The organism is uncultured Roseobacter sp., assembly GCF_947488185.1.
Taxonomy (GTDB): Bacteria; Pseudomonadota; Alphaproteobacteria; order Rhodobacterales; family Rhodobacteraceae; genus Roseobacter.
Genome location: NZ_CANKYM010000002.1, coordinates 928,840 through 950,675, shown reverse-complemented (window position 1 = coordinate 950,675; position 21,836 = coordinate 928,840). Strand labels below are relative to the sequence as shown.

Genomic DNA, 21,836 nt, shown 5'->3' with positions numbered 1-21,836 from the left:
GGGGCCATGTTTCCGATCCGTGATCACAACCCCTCCGGCCGTACGCCCTATGTCACCTACATCCTGATGGCGGCCAATATCGGCATTTTCCTCAGCTACGTAGGGATCATGCAGGACGTGCGCCTGATCAACGCCTTCTGGCTCGATTGGGCGCTGATCCCCGCGCGGCTGGAGGCCGGACAGGGCAGCTATACTCTCGTCTCATCGATGTTCCTGCACGGCGGCTGGATGCATCTGGCGGGTAACATGCTGTTTTTATACATCTTCGGCGACAATATCGAGGATGAGATGGGGCACCTGGGGTACCTGCTCTTCTACGCCGCCGCCGGTATCGCCGCCGGGTGGATGCAGTATCTTTCCGCACCCGGATCGACCGTGCCCATGGTCGGGGCCTCCGGTGCCATCGCCGGGGTCATGGGCGGCTACCTGCTGCTTTTCCCAAAAGCCAAGGTGGACATCCTGATCATCTTCATCGTGTTTTTCCGCATCTTCCCGATCCCCGCGTGGATCATGCTGGCGGTCTGGTTTGCGCTGCAGTTTGTCGGCGGCGTTGGCGCGGACCCGTCGGCGGGCGGTGTCGCCTATTGGGCGCATGCCGGGGGCTTTGTTGCCGGGCTGGTGCTGGCGGTGCCGGTCTGGATGCGGCGGGGTGGGCCTGCGTTCTGGACCCGGACCGATGGCCATCCGCCACACCCCGAGGCGCGCTATAGGGTGGCCAGAAGCAGCGTTCCGAAAATCAGCAGACGCCGCCCCAAAGGCAGAGGCCCCTGGACCTGATCAGCCGCGCACCAGTTTCGCCAGCGGTGAAAAGAGCGCCTCATTGGCGCAGATGATGCTGCCGTCCTCGACGATATTGCCTGCCGGATCGATCGGTTCTGCCAACCCCCCGGCCTCGCGCACGATCACAAGCCCCGCCGCGATGTCCCACGGGTTGAGCCGCCGTTCCCAGTAACCGTCATAACGACCCGCCGCCACATAGGCGAGATCAAGCGCTGCCGCCCCCCAGCGCCGCACACCGGAACAGGCCGGGGCAACCCGCGCCATCTCTTTCAGTGTATCGGGCAGATCGGACCGACCGCCAAAGGGCAACCCGGTTGAGAACAGCCCCTCGATCATCTTGATGCGGCCCGAGACACGCAGGCGGCTTTCGTTCATCCAGGCGCCGGTGCCCTTTTCGGCAAAAAACATCTCGTCCTTGGCCGGGTCAAAAACCACACCGGCGACGATCTGGCCCTTGTGCTCCAACGCAATGGAGACCGCCCAATGCGGCAGGCCGTGCAGGAAGTTGGTGGTGCCATCCAGCGGATCGACGATCCAGCGTCGCGTGGGGTCCTGCCCCTCTTCGCCGCCCCCCTCTTCGCCCAGCCAGCCATAAGTCGGGCGGGCGCCCATCAGGTCTTCCTTGATGATCTTTTCGGCGTTGATATCCGCCCGGCTGACGAAGTCGCCTGCCCCCTTCATGGAAACCTGCAGGTTCTCCACTTCGCGGAAGTCCTTGACCAGCGAACGCCCGGCACGGCGGGCGGCTTTGATCATGATGTTAAGATTTGCGCTGCCAACCATTTTGCGGGGCTCCTGAGGGGGGATCAGGCTGCGCGTATAAGTGCTGGGCGCGGCCTTGCCAAGGGGGGTCGGAAGATGTGCGCACATGGCAGCGATGCAGCAGGTGCAACGGCGTGATATATGTCAGGGGTCCGTCAGCCACGCCGCGACGCCGCCCGCGAGTTCCGGGCGGAAATAGGCGATCATCCGACCCTCGGGGGCCGCAACGGCGCCTTTGGCCCACGGCGCAACGCCGTGCAGGGTCATCCGGTGCAACAGGCTGACCGATCCGACCGGCCCCGGCAGCGCAACGCGCGGACAGGTGGCAAAGATCTCCCGCCGGGCGGATTGATATACCTCGGTGACATCGACCTCGGACAAGGGACCGCCACCCTGCCCCTGCATGGCCTGCCGCAGGGCGGCTTTCATGATGTGATGACTGCCTTCCCAGACCACCAGCGGCGCGGCCTCAGGATCCGCCTGCGTGAGGGGCACGCCCAGAACAAAACCGTGGGGTTCCTGCACAAAACGGCGCTTGGGGGTTCCCACACCGATGATCCCGTCCACATGAGCGGCATCCCGGTCGCGCCTGTAGTGAAAACCCGCATCGCTCTCGCCTTCACGGGGACGTGGGTAGCCGGGGTAAGTCACCGAGAGCTGCGCCCGGTGCAGCGCAGGCCAGCCGCCGCAATGCGCCGTTGCGAAATCGACCGCCGCACCGCTCAGCGGGGCACCTCCGGCGACACGACCCACGGTATCATTTGGCAAGGCATCCAGCCCGACAAACCACGTATCTTCGCACTGCAATAGATGTCTGTTTTCAGGGCTCTGAACAGCCTTTTTCGCGTGGACGGCCGCATGGCGCGCCCAGGCTTCCACAACAGGTTCGGGCGGGAAGACCGCCCACCCCTTGGTGAAAAAATCCTCTACCATCCGGCGGCCTTGCGGATCATGTTCGCGGCCACCAGCAACAGAAATACCGCAAAGACGCGCCGGAGCGGTTTGGGATCGAGCGCATGGGCAAGACGTGCGCCCAGAGGAGCTGTCAGCAGGGTCATCGAAATGGTGACGCCAAAGGCGATCAGGTTGATCGACCCCAGCGTCGCGGGGGGCCGCGTCTCCGCCGTCATCGGCAACAGCAGAAAGCCTGCGACAGAAGGAATGGCAATCAGCAGGCCAAATCCGGCAGCCGTGGCCACGGCCCGGTGAATCGGTACGGCGAACAGGCTCATCAGCGGCACGCCGAAACTGCCGCCGCCCACGCCCATCAGGACGGAGAGAAAGCCGACAAAGGGCGACAAGAGCAGTCGCAGCAAACCGCTTGGCATCGCGGTACCCAACCGCCACTCCGACCGCCCGAAGGCCATGTAAAGACCCACCGTCATCGCCAGCGCGCCAAAGATGAACTGCAGAGCAACCGTGCGCAGCTGCGCCACGATCAGCATCCCGATCAGCGCGCCCAGCATGATGCCCGGTGCCCAGGCCCGCAGGATCGTCCAATCCACAGCACCTTTCTTGTTGTGGCTCAGCACCGAGCGGGTGGAGGTGACCAGTATCGTCGACAGCGACGTGGCCACGCAGAGCTGCATCAGCTCCGGCCCTGCATAGCCAAGCGTCTGGAACGCATAGAAAAACGCAGGCACAAGCACGATGCCGCCACCCACGCCCAACAGGCCTGCGAGCACACCGGCAAAGGCGCCGATCACGAGGAGCAGCACAAGCATCTGGAGCAGAAGGATGGGGTCTTGCATCGGGGTGTTCTGCGCGATCAGCCGGTCTGTTGCAAGCCGTCGCGGGCCTCAATCTGGCGCAATGCCTCAAGTACCAATTCCGGTCCCGCACCGGGGCGATGCGCGCCTTCCGACAGGACGCGCCGCCACATCCGCGCGCCGGGCCGTCCGGTGAAGAGCCCCAGCATGTGCCGCGTGATCTGCCCCAGCTTGCCGCCCGTTGTCAGATGCGCCTCGATGTAGGGCAGCATCTGGGTGACCGCGTCCTCGGGTCGGGTGACCGTGCCGGTGCCAAAGATGCGCGGATCGGCCGCGCAGAGAATCGCAGCCGGGTCATGATAGGCCGCGCGCCCGATCATCACACCGTCCAGCCCCGCCTCCAGAAACGCTTCTGCCTGGTCAAGCGAGGTGATACCGCCGTTGATCGAGATGTGCAGGTTCGGGAACAGCCCTTTCACCTGCATCACCAGGTCGTAGTCAAGCGGTGGGATGTCCCGGTTTTCCTTGGGGCTGAGCCCCTGCAGCCAGGCCTTGCGGGCGTGAATGCTGACCCGCTCGCAGCCCGCGCCGACAATGCGCGCAAGGAATTCGGGCAACACCTCCTCGGGTATCTGATCATCGACCCCAATCCGGCATTTCACCGTCACCGGGACAGACACAGCCTGCTGCATGGCGGCAAAGCACTTCGCCACCAGCGCCGGTTGTTCCATCAGCACCGCCCCGAAACAGCCAGACTGGACCCGATCCGACGGGCAGCCGACATTCAGGTTGATCTCACAATAACCAGCCTCGGCCCCCAACCGCGCCGCAATGGCCAATTCCTTCGGATCAGACCCACCAAGCTGCAGCGCCACCGGGTGTTCGGCTTGCGAATACTCCAACAGGTGCAACGCCTGCCCGCGCACGAGTGCCGCGGACGTCACCATTTCCGTATAGAGCAGTGTATGCGTACTCAACAGGCGGTGCAGATAGCGACAGTGCCGATCCGTCCAATCCATCATGGGGGCAATCGACAGCCTAGTGTGTTGATTTATTTCCATCTTTGTACTTTCAAACTGTTGGCGGCGGATGCTGCTATGCTGGAATACGCCCCAATACCCTCGAATTTACCCGTCTGCGACGATTCATTGCACACACGGCACACACAAAAATGGCTTTCATCACAAAACTCCCTTCCGGTGTCTACCGGGTCCAGATCAGGCGAAAGGGGTGCTACGCGAGCGAGACCTTCCTCAGGTGCGACAACCCCCATTGCCGGGCCCGCCAAGCGGAGACCCGGGTGGATCAAGGGTTGGCACCGAACAGGTCTTCCGCCTCAAAACCTTTAGCAGCTTCGTCGACCTTCACATAGCCGATGTGGGCGAGATCACGAAAGGCATGCAAGCGCATGTGTGGTTGCTTGCGGCCTCTGACGTCCTCGGCAAATGGCATTTCGGTTTGTGTAACTGGGTCTATTGCGCCCGGCTCTTGCGAACGTTCCCTTGAAACCGGACCCTTTACCTCTGCGCTCAACACGCTCTTGTCCGCATTGACCGTCAACTGAAACGCAAAGATCCCTGAGCTTCTGACGTCTGGCACCGCAACAAGGACGTATCGCCGCACAAGAACATCGAGGCACAGTCGCTTAAATTGCCTGCGCGCATGCGAAACTTCAGCGCTGGCAGACCGGGTTTTGCGTGCAGCGCCCCACCTGAAAAATCGAAAATATCGGTGCGTGCTGCGCGGCGATGGAAATGGTGGAACTGGCCGGATTAAAATGCGCAGTTTCTGTGCGCAGCGCGCGAATGCGGGTGACGAAAGCGCAGATGTCGGCCTCGTTCGATATCAGAACGCAACCGATGTCGATGCGGTTGCTTACCCGACCCAAGACATTCACGCCGAGCCACCCTCAAGACTGCGAATGCGCCTTGAAAACACCGGCTGAGTATTGTTCCGGCGTGCGGCAGCACGGGTCAGACTGCGCTCTCCCAACAGCACCAGAGCGTCGTCAGACCCTTGTGCATCCATCGCGTGCGGCCCCTTGCCCAAAGCCTATGTATGGGCAGGCCAAGAAAAAAGCATTATTTTTGGGTCAGTCTATTGGTGATCCTCTGTCTTAACTGTTTGAGCAGGAGAACGAGCGTGACTGAAACCGATCAGACGATTGAGCAAAAGGCGCGGGTCTTTCCAGAATTGACGACAAGCCTTTGCAAGGAACTTGCGATTGCGATGGCCAGGTTTCCCAAAGTGCGCCTGGGGCATTTTCCAACACCTCTTGAGCCGATGGACCGGCTGAGTGAGAAACTGGGTGGACCGCGCCTGTGGGTTAAAAGAGATGATTGCACCGGGCTTTCATCTGGCGGCAACAAGACCCGCAAGCTGGAATACCTGATGGCGGATGCGCAAAAGCATGGTGCCGATACAATCATCACGCAAGGGGCAACGCAATCCAACCATGCACGCCAGACAACGGCCGCTGCGGCCAAGCTGGGCATGGAGTGTCACATCCTGCTGGAAGACCGCACCGGGTCAAATGACCCGAGCTACATTCTGAACGGCAATGTCCTGCTCGACCAACTGCACGGTGCGACCATTTCCAAACGCGGCGGCGGCACTGACATGAACGCCGAAATGCAGACCCTGGCCGAGACGCTGCTGGCTGAGGGCAGGACGCCCTATGTTATTCCGGGCGGTGGATCGAACGCCATCGGGGCGTTGGGCTATGTGAATTGCGCACGTGAACTAGCCGAACAGGCCGCGGGCACAGGGTTACGTATAGACGCCCTGGTGCACGCCACTGGCAGTTCCGGCACACAGGCAGGCCTAGTGGCCGGGCTGGCCGCGATCCAGAGTGATATACATCTGCTGGGAATCGGCGTGCGCGCGCCTCAGGAAAAGCAGGAGCAGATGGTGTTTGATCTTGCTCAGAAAACAGCCAACCATCTTGGAACAGGCCAGATAATTCAGCGCAGCGCCGTGCGGGCCAATTGCGATTACGTAGGGCCGGGATATGGTCTGCCGACGGATGGTATGATTGCCGCGCTGAAGTTACTGGCGCAAACCGAAGGCCTGTTGTTTGATCCGGTCTATTCCGGAAAAGGGCTGGATGGTCTGATCGACCAAATCCGCAAGGGATATTTCGACGGTATGGACAATGTTGTTTTCTTGCACACCGGCGGAAGCGCTGCATTATTTGGGTATCCCGATACGTTCGGTTTGCCCGGCTACAAAGACTAAAAACCAAAAAAGACCAACAAGGAGACCACTTATGTCACTCAAATCCAACGTACTGTCAGCTGCTCTGATCAGCGCACTGTGCACGCCAGCATTCGCTGAAAGCGTCAAGATCGGCGTCCCGACCTGGACAGGCGCGCAAGCCATAGCCCACCTGTTGGGAGCCGTTGTTGAGATGCGCATCGGCGGCACCGTCGAATATGTGCCCGGCAACAACGCCACGATTTTCCAGGCCATGGACCAGGGCAAGGGCGACATCGATGTACACCCCGATGTCTGGCTGCCGAACCAGGAAAGCTTTACCAAGAAATACGTGGATGAGGCAGGCACCGTGACGATGTCGTCCAACCCCTATGAGGGCAATCAGGGCTTCTGCGTCTCCAAGGATTTTGCTGCAGCCAACGACATTTCCGATATTACCGATCTGGGACGCCCCGACGTTGCTGCATTGATGGACAGCGACGGCAACGGCAAAGGCGAGATGTGGATCGGTGCGCCGGGCTGGGCCTCTGCGAACGTGAACGAGGTCAAGACCCGAGACTACGGTCTGATGGACTTTATCGAGCCCATCCGCGCCGAAGAAAGTGTGAAGACAGCGCGCATCAAGGACTCCATCGCCAAGGGCGAAGGCTATGCCTTTTATTGCTACAAGCCCCATGCCGTCTGGTTCATGTTTGACGTGGAAATGCTGACCGAGCCGACATTCGATCCGGCCAAATACGTGATGGTTCAGCCGTCCGACGATGCGGACTGGTTTGAAAAATCCAACGTGGCCACCAAGGACGCGTTGAAAGAAGTCCAGATCGCATGGTCCAACACCCTGCCGGAGCGGTCGCCAGCCATCGCTGATTTCTTCAGCAACTTTGCACTGACCGCCGATGATGTCAGCAGCTTTGCCTTTGAGATCAGCGGCAAAGGCCGTGATCCTGCTGACGTTGCGCGTGAGTGGGTTGAAGCCAACCCCGAGCGTGTCGACGCCTGGTTGGGTCTGTGATCCGAACCCCTATTTGAAAACGGTGCGCGCGGGGGTCCCCGCGCGACCTGCCCCCCAACAAGGGCACCGACTGCGGCGATGGAGCGTTATCCGGTATGAACCACGAAACAGTCATTGAGATTTCAAACGTCTGGAAGATTTTCGGCGCCCGTCCCGAGGAAGCGCTGAAGGCGATCCGTGATCGGGGGCTTACCAAGCCGGAAGTCTTGAAGGAATTCAACGCAGTCGTAGGTGTGGCTGATGTCAGTCTGTCTGTGAACCGTGGTGAGATTTTTTGCATCATGGGCCTGTCAGGCAGCGGAAAATCCACACTTGTCCGGCACTTCAACCGCTTGTTGGAGCCAACGGCCGGAAAGATCGAGATCCAGGGTACCGATGTCATGGCTTTGGGTCCACGCGAGCTTCAACAGTTCCGCAATCAGAAGATCGGGATGGTGTTCCAGAACTTCGCGCTGATGCCGCACAGGTCTGTGCTGGACAATGTGGCCATGCCGCTTGAAATCCGGCAGATCGCCAAGAACGAGCGGATGCGTCAGGCCGCAGCGATCCTTGATATCGTTGAGCTTGGCGCATGGGGCGCCAAATTCGCCCACGAGCTGTCAGGCGGGATGCAACAAAGGGTTGGGCTGGCGCGTGCTCTGGCCGCAAACCCTGATGTTTTGCTTATGGACGAGCCTTTTTCGGCGCTTGATCCGCTGATCCGACGGCAGTTGCAGGATGAATTCATTCGCCTGTCCAAGATCCTCAAGAAAACAACTGTGTTCATCACCCATGACCTTGATGAAGCAGTGCGCATCGGCGACCGCATTGCGATCATGCGGGACGGTAAGATGGTACAGATGGGCACAGCCGAGGACATTGTGATGCACCCGGCAGACGACTACGTGGCCGACTTTGTGGCGGGGATATCGCGGCTCAAGGTGGTGCATGCAGATGCTGTCATGCAGCCGCTGGATGCCTTTAAATCCAAGGGCGGCACAGTGCCATCGGATGCGCCCGGTGTGGCGGGCACCGAAACCCTCAGCAACCTCATTACGCTGGCCATAAATGACGACAAACCAATTTTGGTAAAGCACGATGGCGCCGATGTCGGTGTCATTACACGGGCTGATCTTTTGCGCACCGTAGTCGAAGGGACGGAAATGTCATGAGAGACGAAGAGGTCAATCCGCTGGAAGACACAGAAAGTGCAGCGGCCGTTGCTTACGCTGAAGGGCGCAAGGAAAACATCCGCACCTTCGTGCGCACCAGTCCGGACTATTACATCGCAAACTTCGATAAGGTCGGCGCCTCTGCCCGCTTTACGCCGACGTTCAACACCATGGCGGGGCTTTTTGGTCCCATTTGGTTTGGCGCGCGAGGATTGTGGTCTTGGGCCCTGGTCTTTTTGGTCATCGAGGCCATCGCATTCGTTCAGATTGCACGGGGCCTGTTTGGCGACCTGGCTTCAGACGCCATGGCGCGCATCGCATCAATCGAAGGCACGCTGGATCTGCGTCGCCAACAACTGGCTGCCGCCATCGAGAGCGGATCGGACAGGGTGGACGCCTTTCAGCGCGCAGTCGACGGGCTTGAGGCCAATATCGGCGGCATACGCGCCGAAGCCGAGGCGTTGGCCCAGCAAGGTCCGAGCATTGTGCTGACGGGCATTGTGATCCTGGCCCTCGTCAAGGCCGTGCAGGCGGTGACGGCCAACTGGGCGCTTGAAACGCGGTTTTCCGAATGGCTGTCGGACCGTACCATACGCTCCGGTCTGCCGGTGGATCAGATCGTTTTCAGCGCGGCCTTTATGGTGGTTATCGTGGTCGTGGCAATGGTCCACTACAGTTTTCCGGGGCGGTACACCGTTCTCAGCGAATTCCCGACCGATCCTGACATCCGCCGCACGGGCATTGCGTGGGTCGAGGAACTGATCGCGTTCTGCGTGCGCAACAGCGAGGCGTTCTTTGATGGGCTGACCATAGGTATCCGCTCCATTCTTGACGCGCTTGAAGTGATATTGGTGCAAACCCCTTGGATCGTGATCGCAAGCCTCATTGTGCTGTTGACGTGGCTGACGGCCGGCATCCGCACTGCGATCTATTCCGGTGCCTTCTTGGCGTATATGGGCCTCCTGGGCTTTTGGGAGGCCGCAATGACCACGCTGGCCCTTCTTGGTACTGCGGCGTGTCTGTCGATCGTGATCGGCATTCCGCTGGGGATGTTCGCCGCGCACCGGCCACGGTTTTACGCCTTCATCCAACCCATTATGGACTTTATGCAAACCATGCCCGCTTTTGTCTTCATGGTCCCGGTTATTGCGTTCTTTGGGGTTGGCAAGCCCGCGGCCGTTATTGTGACGATGATTTTCGGCGGCACACCTGTGGTGCGCCTGACCGTTCTGGGCCTGCGGGGTGTCCCTGAAAGCGTGCGCGAAGCCGCAATCTCGTTTGGTGCGAACAAGTGGTACCTGCTGAGCCGCGTCGACTTGCCCCTGGCGGGCCCGTCGATCCGGGCCGGGGTCAACCAGACCATCATGTTATCGCTCGCCATGGTTGTCGTCGCATCGCTCATCGGGGCCAAGGGCCTGGGCGAGGATGTGCTTGAGGCGCTGCAGTATGCCAACGTCGGACAGGGCATCCTGGCCGGGTTTGCCATCCTGTTCTGCGCCATGATCCTTGACCGGATTGTGCAGGGCCAACGCAAGTGAAAACGCTGGTGCTGGTCCATGGGTTCATGGGCGGCAGCACACAGTGGGACGCGCAGGCGGCTCATTTCGGGGACCGCTACAACGTCTTCGCACCTGACCTGCCCGGATTTGGTGCGAACCGGCATCTGCCGGTCCTTCACTCCATTCCCGCCTTTGCTGATTGGGTGATTGGCGAACTTCGGCGCAACGGCATCAAACGATATCACCTGCTGGGCCATTCCATGGGCGGCATGATCGTACAGGAAATGACGCGCAGGGATCAGGACAATATCGATCGCCTTGTTCTGTATGGCACGGGCGCCATTGGTGTCTTGCCGGGCCGTTTTGAAACAATCGAACAAAGCAAAGCCCGTGCGCTGGCGGATGGCGCGCAGGCCACCGCGCGTCGGATCGCGGCAACATGGTTTCTCGAACACCAACAGGACCCCGCCTTTGAAAGCTGCGCCGCCATTGCCGAAAACGCCTCTCCAGACGCCATTCAGGCGGGTCTGGATGCCATGCAAGCGTGGCGGGGGGATGATTTCTTGCCCTCCATCACCCCCGAAACGCTTGTCCTGTGGGGAGACGGGGACCGCACCTATCAATGGCAACAAGCGCACCAGCTTTGGGAGACGATCCCTCGATCGAACCTCGCCGTCGTGCCGAACTGTGCGCACGCGGTACACCTTGAAATGCCGGAGGTGTTCAACTTGCTTGTTGGCGGTTTCCTCGCCAGGGAAGGTGAGTGACCGCAACAAATCTGCGCCCGCTACTGTGGAACGCCGTTCTTTTCCTGTGTCGAGGAAAAGCAGCCCGGGGTGCAAAAGCGCACGGCCGACGCTTGCATCCCTATTGGTCATTTTAATCGCTGCGGTCTCCACCGACAAAGCGGCACATAACCCCGGGACAGAAGCATGCCCTGCATAACACCGCTTGCAGCGCACTTAACGCAAGTCCGTTTTGGACTCAGGGCAGACCTCGGAGACAGCGTGGCATAAGCTCAGTTCATTTGGATGAAACACTCAAAAGCTTCAGTGATTATGTAGGCAACCAGGCGAAAAACAGACACGGTGCGAGCAAAGCATGAAAACACTCTGCACACAGCGTTCTAATACTTTGAAAAAAATAGAGAAACTGCCCAATTCATCATCGGCGCAACAGAGAGCCTATGTGCGCGAAAAGAGGTCATTTTCGTCTGCGGGGTGGTCGCCGACATGCTCCATTCATCTGGCAGGCCAACGCCCCTGTAGCGCAGACCGTGCAAGCTTGCCGCGTCGAAACACAGGCCGAGAGATCAAACCGTGGCAACCGCGAGTTGCCTTGCAAAGGCGGCCTCTCCCCGCTGCGTGAAGATCACCGCGCGACTGTCCGGATCCCGTTTGGCCCAGCCCAGGGCTTCAATCCGCGACAGCAATGCCCGCCCCAGGCTGCCCGCAAGGTGAGAGCGCCGCGCGCTCCAATCCAGACACTCTTTGCATAACGGCGATTTCTGCGCGGCCAGCTTGTCCAGATCAATCCCGAACCCTGCCACGAACTCCGCGCCCTCGGAGGTGAGCCGCAATGCCTCGCGCTCCAGCACCAGAAACCCACGCCCGTGAAAGCTGTCGAACATCCGAATGCCCATGTCACCGGCAAGATGATTGTAACAGACCCGCGCCTTGCGCAGCGATGCATCTCGGGGTCCGGTGCGGGTGCGCAAATGGCCGCTCTTGGCCGCGAGCCCCATCAACCCTTCCAGAACCGCGGCGACATCATCCGTCGCCAGCGAGAAATACTTATGCCGACCCTGTTTACGCACGCGCAGCAGGTTGCCGCCGTCCAGCTTGGCCAGATGCGTGCTGGCCGTCTGGCTGGTGACGCCCGCCTCCGCCGCCAGTTCCGTGGCCGTCAACGCCTTGCCGACCATCAGCGCGGTCAGCATATTGGCGCGCGCCGGATCTCCGATCAGCGCGGCCACACGGGCGATATCTGGTCCTTCTTTCATAGTTCGACCCTAATCGAACCATCTGCGAAAATCAATTCTGTATGACACAGATGTGCATCAAAGGAGATTGACATGCTGACCTGTATCATCCGCTATCAGATTGACCCAACCAAACGTGACCATTTTGTCAGATACGCGCGCAACTGGGGCCAGGCGATCCCGCGCTGTGGCGCCGATCTGATTGGATATTTTGCGCCACATGAAGGATCATCAACCCTGGCTTATGGCCTTTACAACATCCCCAGCCTTGCCGCCTATGAGGAGTATCGCGCGCGGCTTGCGGACGATCCACTGGGCCGCGAGAACTACGCCTTTGCCCAGTCGGAAAAATTCCTGCTGCGTGAAGACCGAACCTTTTTGACACTGGCCTCAGCGCCACATGGAGAGCCCACGTGATTGCCGTTATTTTCGAAGTGGAACCCGCCGACGGGCGCAAGGAAGACTACCTGGATATCGCGGCGAAAATGCGTCCGATGATCGATGAGGTCGAAGGATTTATCTCCGTGGAGCGATTCCAAAGCCTGACCGATCCAAAGAAAATCCTGTCGCTGTCCTTCTTTGAGGACGAAGACGCCATTGCCCGCTGGCGCAGGCTGAGCGCGCATCGCGCGGCGCAAAGCGCGGGTCGCGACGGCATCTTCGACGGCTACCGTTTGCGCATTGCCAGTGTCATCCGCGACTATGGCATGGAAGACCGGGCCGAGGCGCCCGAAGACAGCAAGCTGCACCACGACACGCGGAATTAGACGCAATATGAACTAAATGCTCCGGCTTATTTTCCGCTATCGTATCAATGTGTTTACCGGTTCCGTGTGATCCCGTCGCATCCATGCTTCGGCGAGCGCCAGGACGACGATGAACCGCTTTATTGAATGCCTTACTCAGGAACATAACCACGGGTTGGTTGCGCTTGCCGCATTCATTTGCGTCATCGGCAGTTGCCTGTCTATCTTGCTGGCGCGGCGGCTGATCCACTCCCAAGGGCCACGTAAGGCGGTGCAGCTGGCGCTCAGCAGCCTGATTGCCGGCTCGACAATCTGGTCGACACATTTCATCGCAATGCTGGCCTATGATCCGGGGTACGAACATGGCTACGAACCGGTCGCAACCGGGCTGTCGTTGCTGGTGGCTGTACTCGGGCTGCTGGTCGCAAATGGCATTCTCGCCTACGCGCCCAAGGGGATCTACACACTGATCGCCGGTGCCGTCTTTGGTCTCACCGTGTCAGCGATGCATTACATCGGGATGTCCGCTTATCTCTTGCCGGGATCGATCATCTGGCAACAGTCCACTGTTGCGGTTTCGGTCCTGCTTGGCGCGGTGCTGGGTTCAGGCGCCTATCACCGCGTGGTTTTTCCGGTGACACGGTATTGCTGGCTTGGGGGCTCTCTGCTGATGGTCCTCGCGATCTGCGCCATGCATTTCACGGGCATGAGTGCTATCACCATCGAATTGAGCCCTCTTTATCAGGTCCCACCGCAGGTCGTTTCGGATGAAACACTGGGGATCATCATCATGGGGGTAATGGCCGTGGTCTTGCTGGTTGGTTTCGCCTCGGTCAGCATTGAAACCAACATCGAAGATGAAGCGCGCGATCAGTTGCAACGCGCGGCTCTGCATGACCCGCTCACCGGCCTGCCGAACCGCATGCATCTGAACCAGAAGATGACCCAGTTTTCCGCGCGAATGGATCAGAACGAGACGGAACGCGCCGCCGTTCTGACCATTGACCTGAACCTCTTCAAGGAGGTGAACGACGTCTATGGCCACGCAGCGGGCGACACCGTCCTGTCAACGGTGGGAAAACGCCTGTCGCAGGCGCTTCAGTCGGATGAGTTCGTGGCCCGCGCAGGAGGCGATGAATTCGTGGCCCTCAAGCGCGGCTTTCGCCGCCTTGATCAGGTGACCGCCTTTGCCGAAAGACTGCATGCCCTGGTGGTCGAACCGATCAACATCGATCAGGCCTCTGTTATGATCGGTGCCTCCATCGGCATTGCCTCGACCATCGAAGACGGTCGGGAGCTCCATGACCTGCTGCATAAGTCCGATCTTGCCATGTACCGCGCCAAGATGGAGCCCGAGCGCCATATTTGCCACTACAACGCGGAAATGGACCAGCAGAGCCGTGAAAAGAAGGTCATGATCAGTGATTTACGTCAGGCATGTGCCAACGGTGAGTTCGAACTGGCCTACCAGCTGCAAAATGACATTCAGTCCTTGGCACCTGTCGGCTTCGAGGTCTTGTTGCGCTGGAACCACCCGACAAAGGGGCGTGTTTCGCCCGGTGAATTCATTCCCATCGCGGAAGAGACTGGCCTGATCCGCGAGATCGGGCTCTGGGTTTTGCGGACGGCGTGTTTCGAGGCATCGCAGTGGCCGAAGCCCTACAGCATCGCCGTCAACGTGGCCCCACAGCAACTGGTACAACCCTCCTTCCTGGAACATGTGTCTGACATCCTGTTCGAGAGCCGCCTGCCACCGGAACGGCTGGAACTGGAGGTGACCGAAGCCAGCATCATCGACGATCAGGCCCATACGCTAAGAGTGATGCATGGCCTCAAGGAAATGGGCATTCGCATTGCGATGGACGACTTTGGCACTGGCTACTCCTCGCTCGCAACCTTGCAGACCTTCCCTTTCGACAAGATCAAGATTGATCGCAGCTTTGTCCAGAATGTGCACCTGGATCAGCAGCGTGCCGCCATCGTGCGCTCGACCCTTCTATTGGGTGCCGCGCTTAAAATCCCGGTTCTGGCCGAGGGCGTCGAGATTGAGGATGAGTTGACTTTCCTGCGGTCGGAACGCTGCGATTCCGTTCAGGGCTTTTACTTTGGCCGCCCGATGAACCGCGAAGAGATGCTCAAGATATTCGACAGCAGCTCCGACAGCAAAGCCTCCTGACGAAAACGCCGCGGCGCGGCGCCGTTTTCCCCCTCTCCCCATTTGCCATTGTCTGATGCTCCTCTATCCTGTGCCATGCGGGGAAGAGGAACCGGGATCATGCGTACACAGGTTGTCATCATTGGCGGCGGCCCATCTGGCCTGCTGCTGTCGCAGTTGCTCTACACCAAGGGGATCGACAGCATTGTGCTGGAACGCCAGACCCGAGAGCATGTGCTGGGCCGCATCCGTGCGGGCGTGTTGGAACAAGGGATGATGGCGCTGATGGCCGAGGCCGGGGTGGATGCGCGCATGAAGGCCAAGGGTATCGCCCATCATGGTACGCTGATCTCCTATGATGACACGCTCTTTCGCATCGATTTCCAAAAACACACCGGCACCTCGGTCATGGTCTATGGCCAGACCGAAGTAACGCAGGATCTCTATGCCGCGCGCGAATCCCAAGGCGGACAGATCGAATTTGAGGTGGCGGGCGTTATCATCCACGACGCGGATCGCGACGCGCCTTATGTCACCTACACGATCGGGGGCCAGGAACGCCGCATCGACTGCGACTTTATCGCTGGCTGTGACGGGTTTCACGGGGTCAGCCGCAATTCCATTCCACGGACGTCGCGCCGCGAATTCGAAAAAGTCTATCCCTTTGGTTGGCTGGGCGTGCTGAGTGAAACGCCGCCCGTGAACGATGAGATCATCTACGCCAATTCGGAGCGCGGCTTTGCCCTCTGCTCCATGCGCAATGATCAGCTGTCGCGCTACTACATCCAGTGCAGCATGGCGGACAAACCGCAGGACTGGTCGGATGACGCCTTCTGGCAGGAGCTGAAACGCCGCATCCCACAGGATCAGGCGGCGCAGCTGATCACCGGCCCCTCCATCGAGAAATCCATCGCGCCGCTGCGGTCTTTCGTGACCGAACCGATGCGCTGGGGGCGGCTCTTTCTATGTGGCGATGCTGCCCATATCGTGCCGCCCACCGGAGCCAAGGGCCTCAACACTGCCGCGTCAGATGTGCACTACCTTTTCACAGGGTTGTGCCAGCACTACCTCGACAAGACGGACGAGGGGCTTGATCAGTATTCGGAAAAGGCGCTGGCGCGGGTGTGGAAGGCCGAGCGGTTCAGCTGGTGGTTTTCCTCCCTCATGCACCGCTATCCCGACCAGTCCGAGTTTGATCTGCGCATGCAGCGCGCGGAATTGGAATTCCTGCGCAGCAGCGATGCCGCGCAGAAAGCGCTGGCCGAAAACTACGTGGGCCTGCCCTATTAACCGGCCAGCGCCGGCAGGAAGAGCACGATGTCCGGGAAGGCGACCAACAGCGCAATGGTCACCGCATCCGCCACGAAGAAGGGCGTCACCCCTTTGAAGACGTCCTGCACGGTCAGGTCATCACGCACGCCCGCAACCACGAAACAGTTGAGACCAATGGGCGGTGTGATCAGACAGAACTCCGCCATCTTGACCACCAGAATGCCAAACCAGATCGCGCACATCGGCCCCGACATGCCAAAGGCGCTGTCTGCCGCGCTGACGAACTCGCCGCCGTTCAGCGCCATGACCGCCGGGTAGACCACGGGCAGCGTCAACAGCAGCATGCCGATGGCATCCATGAACATGCCCAGCACCGCGTAGGCCAGCAGGATGCAGACCAGGATCAGCATCGGCGACATCTCCAGCGAGGTGATCCAATCGGCAAAGGCTTCCGGCAGTTCGGCAAAGCCGAGGAACCGCACGTAGATCAGCACCCCCCAGATGATGGAAAAGATCATGACGGTCAGCTTGGCGGTGTCCAGCAGGGCGTCCTTGAGCTGAGCCCACCGCATGCCCCGATAAAGCGCCATCAGGAAGATGATGAAGGCCCCGATGGCGCCGCCTTCGGTCGGGGTGCCCCAAGCATCGCCAAAGGGGTTGTAGACAAAGAAGATGATGATCACGACCACCGCCAGAATGGGCAGCGCGGGGGGCAGTGCTTCAAAGCGTTCGCGCCAGGAAAACCCGCCGACGGGCGGCCCCACGGTTTTGAAAACCACGGCGATGCCGATGATCAGGGTGGCATAGACCACGGCGGAAAACATGCCGGGCAGGAATCCCGCCAGCAGCAGTTTGCCCACGTCCTGCTCCACGATGATCGCGTAGATCACGAGGATCGCCGAGGGTGGGATCAGCGAGGCCAGCGTGCCGCCCGCCGCCACGACACCGGCTGCGAATTGTTTATTATAGCCGATCTTAAGCATTTCGGGGATGGCGATGCGGGCAAAGACCGCCGCCGTCGCAACTGACGCGCCAGAAACCGCGGCAAACCCGGCGGTGGCAAAGACGGTGGAGACGGCGAGCCCTCCCGGCACCCAGGCAATCCAGCGTTTTGCCGCGACAAAGAGGGCTGTCGTGAGCTTGGCGTAATAGGCCAGATAGCCGATCAGGATGAAGACCGGGATCAGGCTCAGCACCTGTGCGGAGACTTTGGAATGCGGGGTGAGGCCTGCGATTTTCACGCTGATCTCGACCGCTTTCCAAAACCGTTCCGGGTCATAGTCAAACCCGTTCCAGCGCAGCCAGACAAGCCCGACAAATCCGGCCAAGCCAGCGGCAAAGGCCACACGCATACCGAGGACGACAAAGACCAGAAGGCCACCGCTGACCCACAATCCGATTTCAATGGGTTCCATCAATCCGCCCCATCCAGTGCTTCGGCCTCAAGCCGCGCCTGTTCAGCGACGGAGAGGTTCAGCGGCACCGCAACCGGGCTTTCGAGCCCCAGCACCAGCGCCCGCCCATAACCCCAGGCCTGCAGTAAAAGTCGCAGGCACAGCACACCAAAGGCAATGGGCACTACCAGTTTCGAGGGCCAGATCGGCAAGCCGATGTCGATGGAGCTGTCGCGGCTGCACAGGGGCCGCGCGCAGTCAAACGAGCGGTCGAAATGATCCCACGCCCCCCAGGTCAGCGCCACGATCAGCACGAGGATCAGCAGAACGGAGACCAGCTCGAAGAACCACAAGACCCGCCCCCGCAGCGCGCTGACCAGCATATCCATGCGCACATGGGTGCCATCCCGCTGCACGTAGGACACGCCCATGATCGCAATGATCGGCATCGCCGCCTCGATGTAATCCACGTAGCCCGCAAGCGGTGAGGCAAAGAACTTGCGCCCGGTGACCGAATAGGCCGCCAGGAACATCAGCGAGAAAATCGCCAGCCCGCTGAGCAGCGCGCAGAACCGTTCAATTGGTAAAAGTGTGCGATCCAGTCGGCTCAGCAGACTGGAATCTTCGAGCACCGCAGCGGATCCCGCCATCGCTCTGCCCCCCGGTTGTTATAGGTGGGGCCGCCCCCGAAGGCGCGGCCCGGTCAGATCGTTTCCGATCAGCTGCCGCCCTTGGCTTCTTCAAGCGTTGTCACGACCAGATCATAGAGCTCCTGGCCCGGCAGGCCCTGCGCTTCCATGTCCTTGATCCACTGATCGCGGATCGGGTCTGCAGCCTTGGCGCGGAATTCCTCGATCACTTCCGGTGCGATGTCGACTTTCTGCACGCCCTTCTCTTCCAGCACGGAATCCCAGCGCTTGAGCAATTCGCCGTAGTTGGCAAGGTAGTGATCCAGCGCTTCGGAGACGGAACTGTCGAGCGCTTCGCGTTCCGCATCGCTCAGAGATTCATAGGCGTCTATGTTCACCACCACCGGGCAGTTCACCGTGCCGGGGTTGAGGTTGGCCGTCCACCAATCCGCCTGGTTGATCGTGCCGAAGCTCAGATGCGCGTGCTGGGCAAAGGCCACGGTATCGACAACGCCGCCTTCCATCGCCTGATAGGCCTCGGTCGCCGTCACGGATGTGGGCACGCCCCCCACGGCCTTAAAGGCTTCACCCAGCCCGCCGGTGGCGCGCACCCGCATGCCGTCAAACTCGGCCAGTTCGTCACGCGGCTCGCCGGTGCCGACGATGTTGTATTGCGGCATGGGCGAGGTCATCAGCAGTTTCGCGTTCCACTGCGCCATCTCTTCGGTCGCGGCGGGGTGTGCGTAAACGGCCGAAGAGACTGCAACCTCCTGTTCCAGGTTCTCAACGCCCAGGAACGGCAGTTCCAGCACGGTGATCACGCGGTTCTTGTCGCGGTGGTAGCCCGCGCAGAACTGCGCCATCTCAAAGGCCCCGATGGAGATGCCGTCGAGGTTTTCGCGATTTTTCGACAGGCCACCATAGCTGATGTTCATGGTGAACTCACCGTTTGTCTTTTCGGACACGAGTTCAGCCAGTTTTTCAACGTGCTCGGTAAAGGCGCGGCGTTTGCCCCAGACGGATACGTTCCATTCCGTGGCGGCGGCCTCCGAGACGAAAGCAAAGCTGATGGCGGCGACGGCGGCACCGGACAGATATTTGTTCATGTGTTTCTCCCTTTTTACGCACCTCACATGGGGTACGATTAGGGCGAGGCTACCCAAGCTGGCGCTGGCTGCCAAGCACAGAATGCCCGCCGGGCCCTTCCCCATCGATTCTGGCAAATTGGGCAGCTTTCGACACCACACGGGCTCTCGGGGGACAAACCAGCGTGTCCGGTGACTTGCATCCGACACACAATCATACCCCATTCTAGGCAAAGGACGCTCGAAACTGCCGCGCTGACGCCTCGAATTTCAAGTCGTGCCTTGGGCCTTGAAAACCGCAGGCTTCAAAAACCTTGTGTTTCCTAAGCTTATTCCCTTCTTTTCCGATCACGCTATGATCCGTCTCGGAGGAGAGGACAGACCATGCGTGCAGACGCACCCGCATGCCGTTCCTTCGCACTGTTACGACCCAAGGGAGGAGCCTTCATGTCCGACACCGCCACAGCCGCCAAAACCTATCCGCCATCGCCCGATATGGCCGCCAACGCCCATGTCGACGCCGAAAGCTACGCGGCCATGTACGCGGCATCGATCAAGGATCCAGAAGGTTTCTGGCGCAAGGAAGCGGCGCGCGTCGACTGGATGACGCCCTTCACCCAGGTCAAGGATGTCGACTTCACGCTGGGCAATGTCTCCATCAACTGGTTTGCCGATGGCACGCTGAACGTCTCAGCCAATTGTGTCGATCGGCATCTGGCGACACGCGGCGATCAGACCGCGATCATCTGGGAACCCGACAGCCCCGACGACGAGGCAATGCACATCACCTACAAGGCGCTACACAGTGCGGTCTGTAAAATGGCAAATGTGCTGAAAGACCTCGGCGTCAGTAAGGGGGACCGGGTGATCATCTACATGCCGATGATCCCGGAGGCGGCCTATGCTATGCTCGCCTGCGCGCGAATTGGCGCCATACACTCCATTGTTTTTGCAGGATTTTCGCCGGATGCTCTGGCGGCACGCGTAAACGGCTGTGACGCCAAGGTGGTCATCACCGCAGACCATGCGCCACGCGGCGGGCGCGACACGCCGTTGAAATCCAACGCTGATCAGGCGCTGCTGCATACCGCTGATGATGTGAAGCTGCTGGTGGTCAAGCGCACGGGCGGCCAGACCACGTGGATTGACGGGCGCGATTTCGACTATAACGCGCTGGCCGCCGAGGCGTCGGAGGACTGCGCCCCCGAGGAGATGGGGGCCGAAGACCCGCTGTTCATCCTCTACACCTCCGGCTCGACGGGTCAGCCGAAGGGCGTGGTGCACACCACTGGCGGTTATCTCGTCTATGCCGCGATGACGCATGAAATCACCTTCGATTATCACGACGGCGATATCTACTGGTGCACAGCAGACGTCGGCTGGGTCACCGGGCACAGCTATATCGTCTACGGCCCGCTTGCGAATGGGGCCACCACGCTGATGTTCGAAGGGGTGCCTACCTACCCGGATGCCAGCCGCTTCTGGCAGGTCTGCGAAAAGCACAAGGTGAACCAGTTCTACACCGCGCCCACCGCCATTCGCGCGCTGATGGGTCAGGGCAACCAGTTCGTAGAGACCTGCGATCTGAGCAGCCTCAAGCTGCTGGGCACCGTCGGTGAACCGATCAACCCCGAAGCCTGGAACTGGTACAACGACGTCGTGGGCAAGGGCAAATGCCCCATCGTGGACACCTGGTGGCAGACCGAAACCGGCGGGCACCTGATGACCCCTCTGCCCGGCGCCCATGCGATGAAACCGGGCTCCGCTATGAAACCCTTCTTCGGGATCGAACCGGTTGTGCTGGAGCCGGCAACCGGCGAGGTGATCCAGGGCAATGACGTCGAAGGGGTGCTGTGTATCTCCGACAGTTGGCCCGGGCAAATGCGGTCGGTCTGGGGCGATCACGCGCGGTTCGAGAAGACCTATTTCGCGGACTACAAGGGCTACTACTTCACCGGCGACGGCTGCAAACGCGATACGGATGGCGACTACTGGATCACCGGCCGCGTCGATGATGTGATCAACGTCTCGGGCCACCGGATGGGCACCGCGGAGGTGGAAAGCGCGCTAGTGGCGCATGGGAAAGTGGCCGAGGCGGCGGTGGTTGGCTATCCGCATGAAATCAAGGGCCAGGGCATTTACTGCTACGTCACCCTGATGAGTGGCGAGGAACCTACCGAAGAGCTGCGCAAGGAGTTGCGCACTTGGGTGCGGACGGAGATTGGTCCGATTGCCAGCCCCGATCTCATCCAATGGGCGCCGGGTCTGCCCAAGACCCGTTCGGGCAAGATCATGCGACGTATCCTGCGCAAGATTGCCGAGGATGATTTCGGTGCTCTGGGCGACACGTCCACGCTGGCCGATCCCTCGGTGGTCGAGGATTTGATCGAAAACCGAATGAACAAAGGCTGAAGTCAACGGACCCGATGGGCCGGTACCGCGCGT

Annotated in this window: 20 protein-coding genes; 11 read left to right on the top strand and 9 right to left on the bottom strand. The window is 60.1% G+C overall.

Going from position 1 to position 21,836, the window contains the following annotated elements; translation table 11 throughout:
* The first annotated feature begins 6 nt into the window (after nt 1-6).
* Nucleotides 7-777, top strand: a complete 771-nt coding sequence (locus Q1A52_RS10450) for a rhomboid family intramembrane serine protease (protein WP_300014518.1) — start codon at nt 7-9, stop codon at nt 775-777.
* On the opposite strand, the gene Q1A52_RS10445 is transcribed toward Q1A52_RS10450, so the two are convergent.
* The 5 genes from Q1A52_RS10445 to Q1A52_RS10425 all read right to left on the bottom strand — a co-directional run bounded on the left by Q1A52_RS10445 (nt 778) and on the right by Q1A52_RS10425 (nt 5,148).
* Complete coding sequence (locus Q1A52_RS10445) at nt 778-1,563, bottom strand: inositol monophosphatase family protein (RefSeq protein ID WP_300014515.1); 786 nt, start codon at nt 1,561-1,563, stop codon at nt 778-780. It lies immediately after the preceding gene.
* 123 nt (nt 1,564-1,686) lie between these two features.
* A complete protein-coding gene (locus tag Q1A52_RS10440) occupies nt 1,687-2,475 on the bottom strand; it encodes a hypothetical protein (protein ID WP_300014512.1) in 789 nt (262 codons plus the stop codon).
* A complete protein-coding gene (locus tag Q1A52_RS10435; protein WP_300014509.1) occupies nt 2,469-3,293 on the bottom strand; it encodes a sulfite exporter TauE/SafE family protein in 825 nt (274 codons plus the stop codon). The genes Q1A52_RS10440 and Q1A52_RS10435 overlap by 7 nt, the downstream gene beginning before the upstream one ends.
* A 17-nt stretch (nt 3,294-3,310) precedes the next feature.
* On the bottom strand, nt 3,311-4,312 hold the full coding sequence (gene dusA, locus Q1A52_RS10430) for a tRNA dihydrouridine(20/20a) synthase DusA (RefSeq protein ID WP_300014506.1): 1,002 nt from the start codon (nt 4,310-4,312) through the stop codon (nt 3,311-3,313).
* A 611-nt stretch (nt 4,313-4,923) separates the two neighbouring features.
* A complete protein-coding gene (locus Q1A52_RS10425; RefSeq protein ID WP_300014503.1) occupies nt 4,924-5,148 on the bottom strand; it encodes a hypothetical protein in 225 nt (74 codons plus the stop codon).
* 332 nt (nt 5,149-5,480) lie between these two features.
* On the opposite strand from Q1A52_RS10425, the gene Q1A52_RS10420 reads away from it, so the two are divergent.
* The 5 genes from Q1A52_RS10420 to Q1A52_RS10400 all read left to right on the top strand — a co-directional run bounded on the left by Q1A52_RS10420 (nt 5,481) and on the right by Q1A52_RS10400 (nt 10,896).
* On the top strand, nt 5,481-6,488 hold the full coding sequence (locus Q1A52_RS10420; protein WP_300014971.1) for a D-cysteine desulfhydrase: 1,008 nt from the start codon (nt 5,481-5,483) through the stop codon (nt 6,486-6,488).
* Between the two features lie 31 nt (nt 6,489-6,519).
* Nucleotides 6,520-7,479 (top strand): glycine betaine ABC transporter substrate-binding protein, encoded by a 960-nt coding sequence (locus tag Q1A52_RS10415; protein ID WP_300014500.1) that lies wholly within the window; start codon nt 6,520-6,522, stop codon nt 7,477-7,479.
* Between the two features lie 95 nt (nt 7,480-7,574).
* A complete protein-coding gene (locus Q1A52_RS10410; RefSeq protein ID WP_299776927.1) occupies nt 7,575-8,630 on the top strand; it encodes a glycine betaine/L-proline ABC transporter ATP-binding protein in 1,056 nt (351 codons plus the stop codon).
* A complete protein-coding gene (locus Q1A52_RS10405; protein ID WP_300014497.1) occupies nt 8,627-10,168 on the top strand; it encodes an ABC transporter permease subunit in 1,542 nt (513 codons plus the stop codon). The genes Q1A52_RS10410 and Q1A52_RS10405 overlap by 4 nt, the downstream gene beginning before the upstream one ends.
* Nucleotides 10,165-10,896, top strand: a complete 732-nt coding sequence (locus Q1A52_RS10400; RefSeq protein ID WP_300014494.1) for an alpha/beta fold hydrolase — start codon at nt 10,165-10,167, stop codon at nt 10,894-10,896. Before Q1A52_RS10405 ends, Q1A52_RS10400 begins: the two co-directional genes overlap by 4 nt.
* A gap of 545 nt (nt 10,897-11,441) precedes the next feature.
* Here the strand turns inward: Q1A52_RS10400 and Q1A52_RS10395 are convergent.
* Nucleotides 11,442-12,131, bottom strand: coding sequence for a helix-turn-helix transcriptional regulator (locus Q1A52_RS10395; RefSeq protein WP_300014491.1), 690 nt, complete (start codon nt 12,129-12,131; stop codon nt 11,442-11,444).
* A 72-nt stretch (nt 12,132-12,203) separates the two neighbouring features.
* On the opposite strand from Q1A52_RS10395, the gene Q1A52_RS10390 reads away from it, so the two are divergent.
* The 4 genes from Q1A52_RS10390 (at nt 12,204) to pobA (ending at nt 16,301) form a co-directional block, all read left to right on the top strand.
* A complete protein-coding gene (locus Q1A52_RS10390; protein ID WP_300014488.1) occupies nt 12,204-12,527 on the top strand; it encodes an NIPSNAP family protein in 324 nt (107 codons plus the stop codon).
* Nucleotides 12,524-12,877 carry an antibiotic biosynthesis monooxygenase gene (locus Q1A52_RS10385; protein WP_299776937.1) on the top strand — a complete coding sequence of 118 codons (354 nt, stop codon included), beginning with the start codon at nt 12,524-12,526 and terminating at the stop codon, nt 12,875-12,877. Before Q1A52_RS10390 ends, Q1A52_RS10385 begins: the two co-directional genes overlap by 4 nt.
* 109 nt (nt 12,878-12,986) lie before the next feature.
* Nucleotides 12,987-15,032: an EAL domain-containing protein gene (locus Q1A52_RS10380; protein ID WP_300014485.1), complete on the top strand. Its 2,046-nt coding sequence runs from the start codon at nt 12,987-12,989 to the stop codon at nt 15,030-15,032.
* Nucleotides 15,033-15,131: 99 nt separating this feature from the next.
* Complete coding sequence (gene pobA / locus Q1A52_RS10375; protein ID WP_300014482.1) at nt 15,132-16,301, top strand: 4-hydroxybenzoate 3-monooxygenase; 1,170 nt, start codon at nt 15,132-15,134, stop codon at nt 16,299-16,301.
* On the opposite strand, the gene Q1A52_RS10370 is transcribed toward pobA, so the two are convergent.
* The 3 genes from Q1A52_RS10370 to dctP all read right to left on the bottom strand — a co-directional run bounded on the left by Q1A52_RS10370 (nt 16,298) and on the right by dctP (nt 19,412).
* Nucleotides 16,298-17,698, bottom strand: coding sequence for a TRAP transporter large permease (locus Q1A52_RS10370; RefSeq protein WP_300014479.1), 1,401 nt, complete (start codon nt 17,696-17,698; stop codon nt 16,298-16,300). The genes pobA and Q1A52_RS10370 overlap by 4 nt on opposite strands.
* Nucleotides 17,698-18,327, bottom strand: a complete 630-nt coding sequence (locus Q1A52_RS10365; RefSeq protein WP_300014476.1) for a TRAP transporter small permease subunit — start codon at nt 18,325-18,327, stop codon at nt 17,698-17,700. Before Q1A52_RS10365 ends, Q1A52_RS10370 begins: the two co-directional genes overlap by 1 nt.
* A gap of 68 nt (nt 18,328-18,395) precedes the next feature.
* Nucleotides 18,396-19,412, bottom strand: coding sequence for a TRAP transporter substrate-binding protein DctP (gene dctP / locus Q1A52_RS10360; protein ID WP_195819227.1), 1,017 nt, complete (start codon nt 19,410-19,412; stop codon nt 18,396-18,398).
* A 426-nt stretch (nt 19,413-19,838) separates the two neighbouring features.
* On the opposite strand from dctP, the gene acs reads away from it, so the two are divergent.
* Nucleotides 19,839-21,803: an acetate--CoA ligase gene (acs, locus tag Q1A52_RS10355; protein ID WP_300014473.1), complete on the top strand. Its 1,965-nt coding sequence runs from the start codon at nt 19,839-19,841 to the stop codon at nt 21,801-21,803.
* Nucleotides 21,804-21,836: the final 33 nt, after the last annotated feature.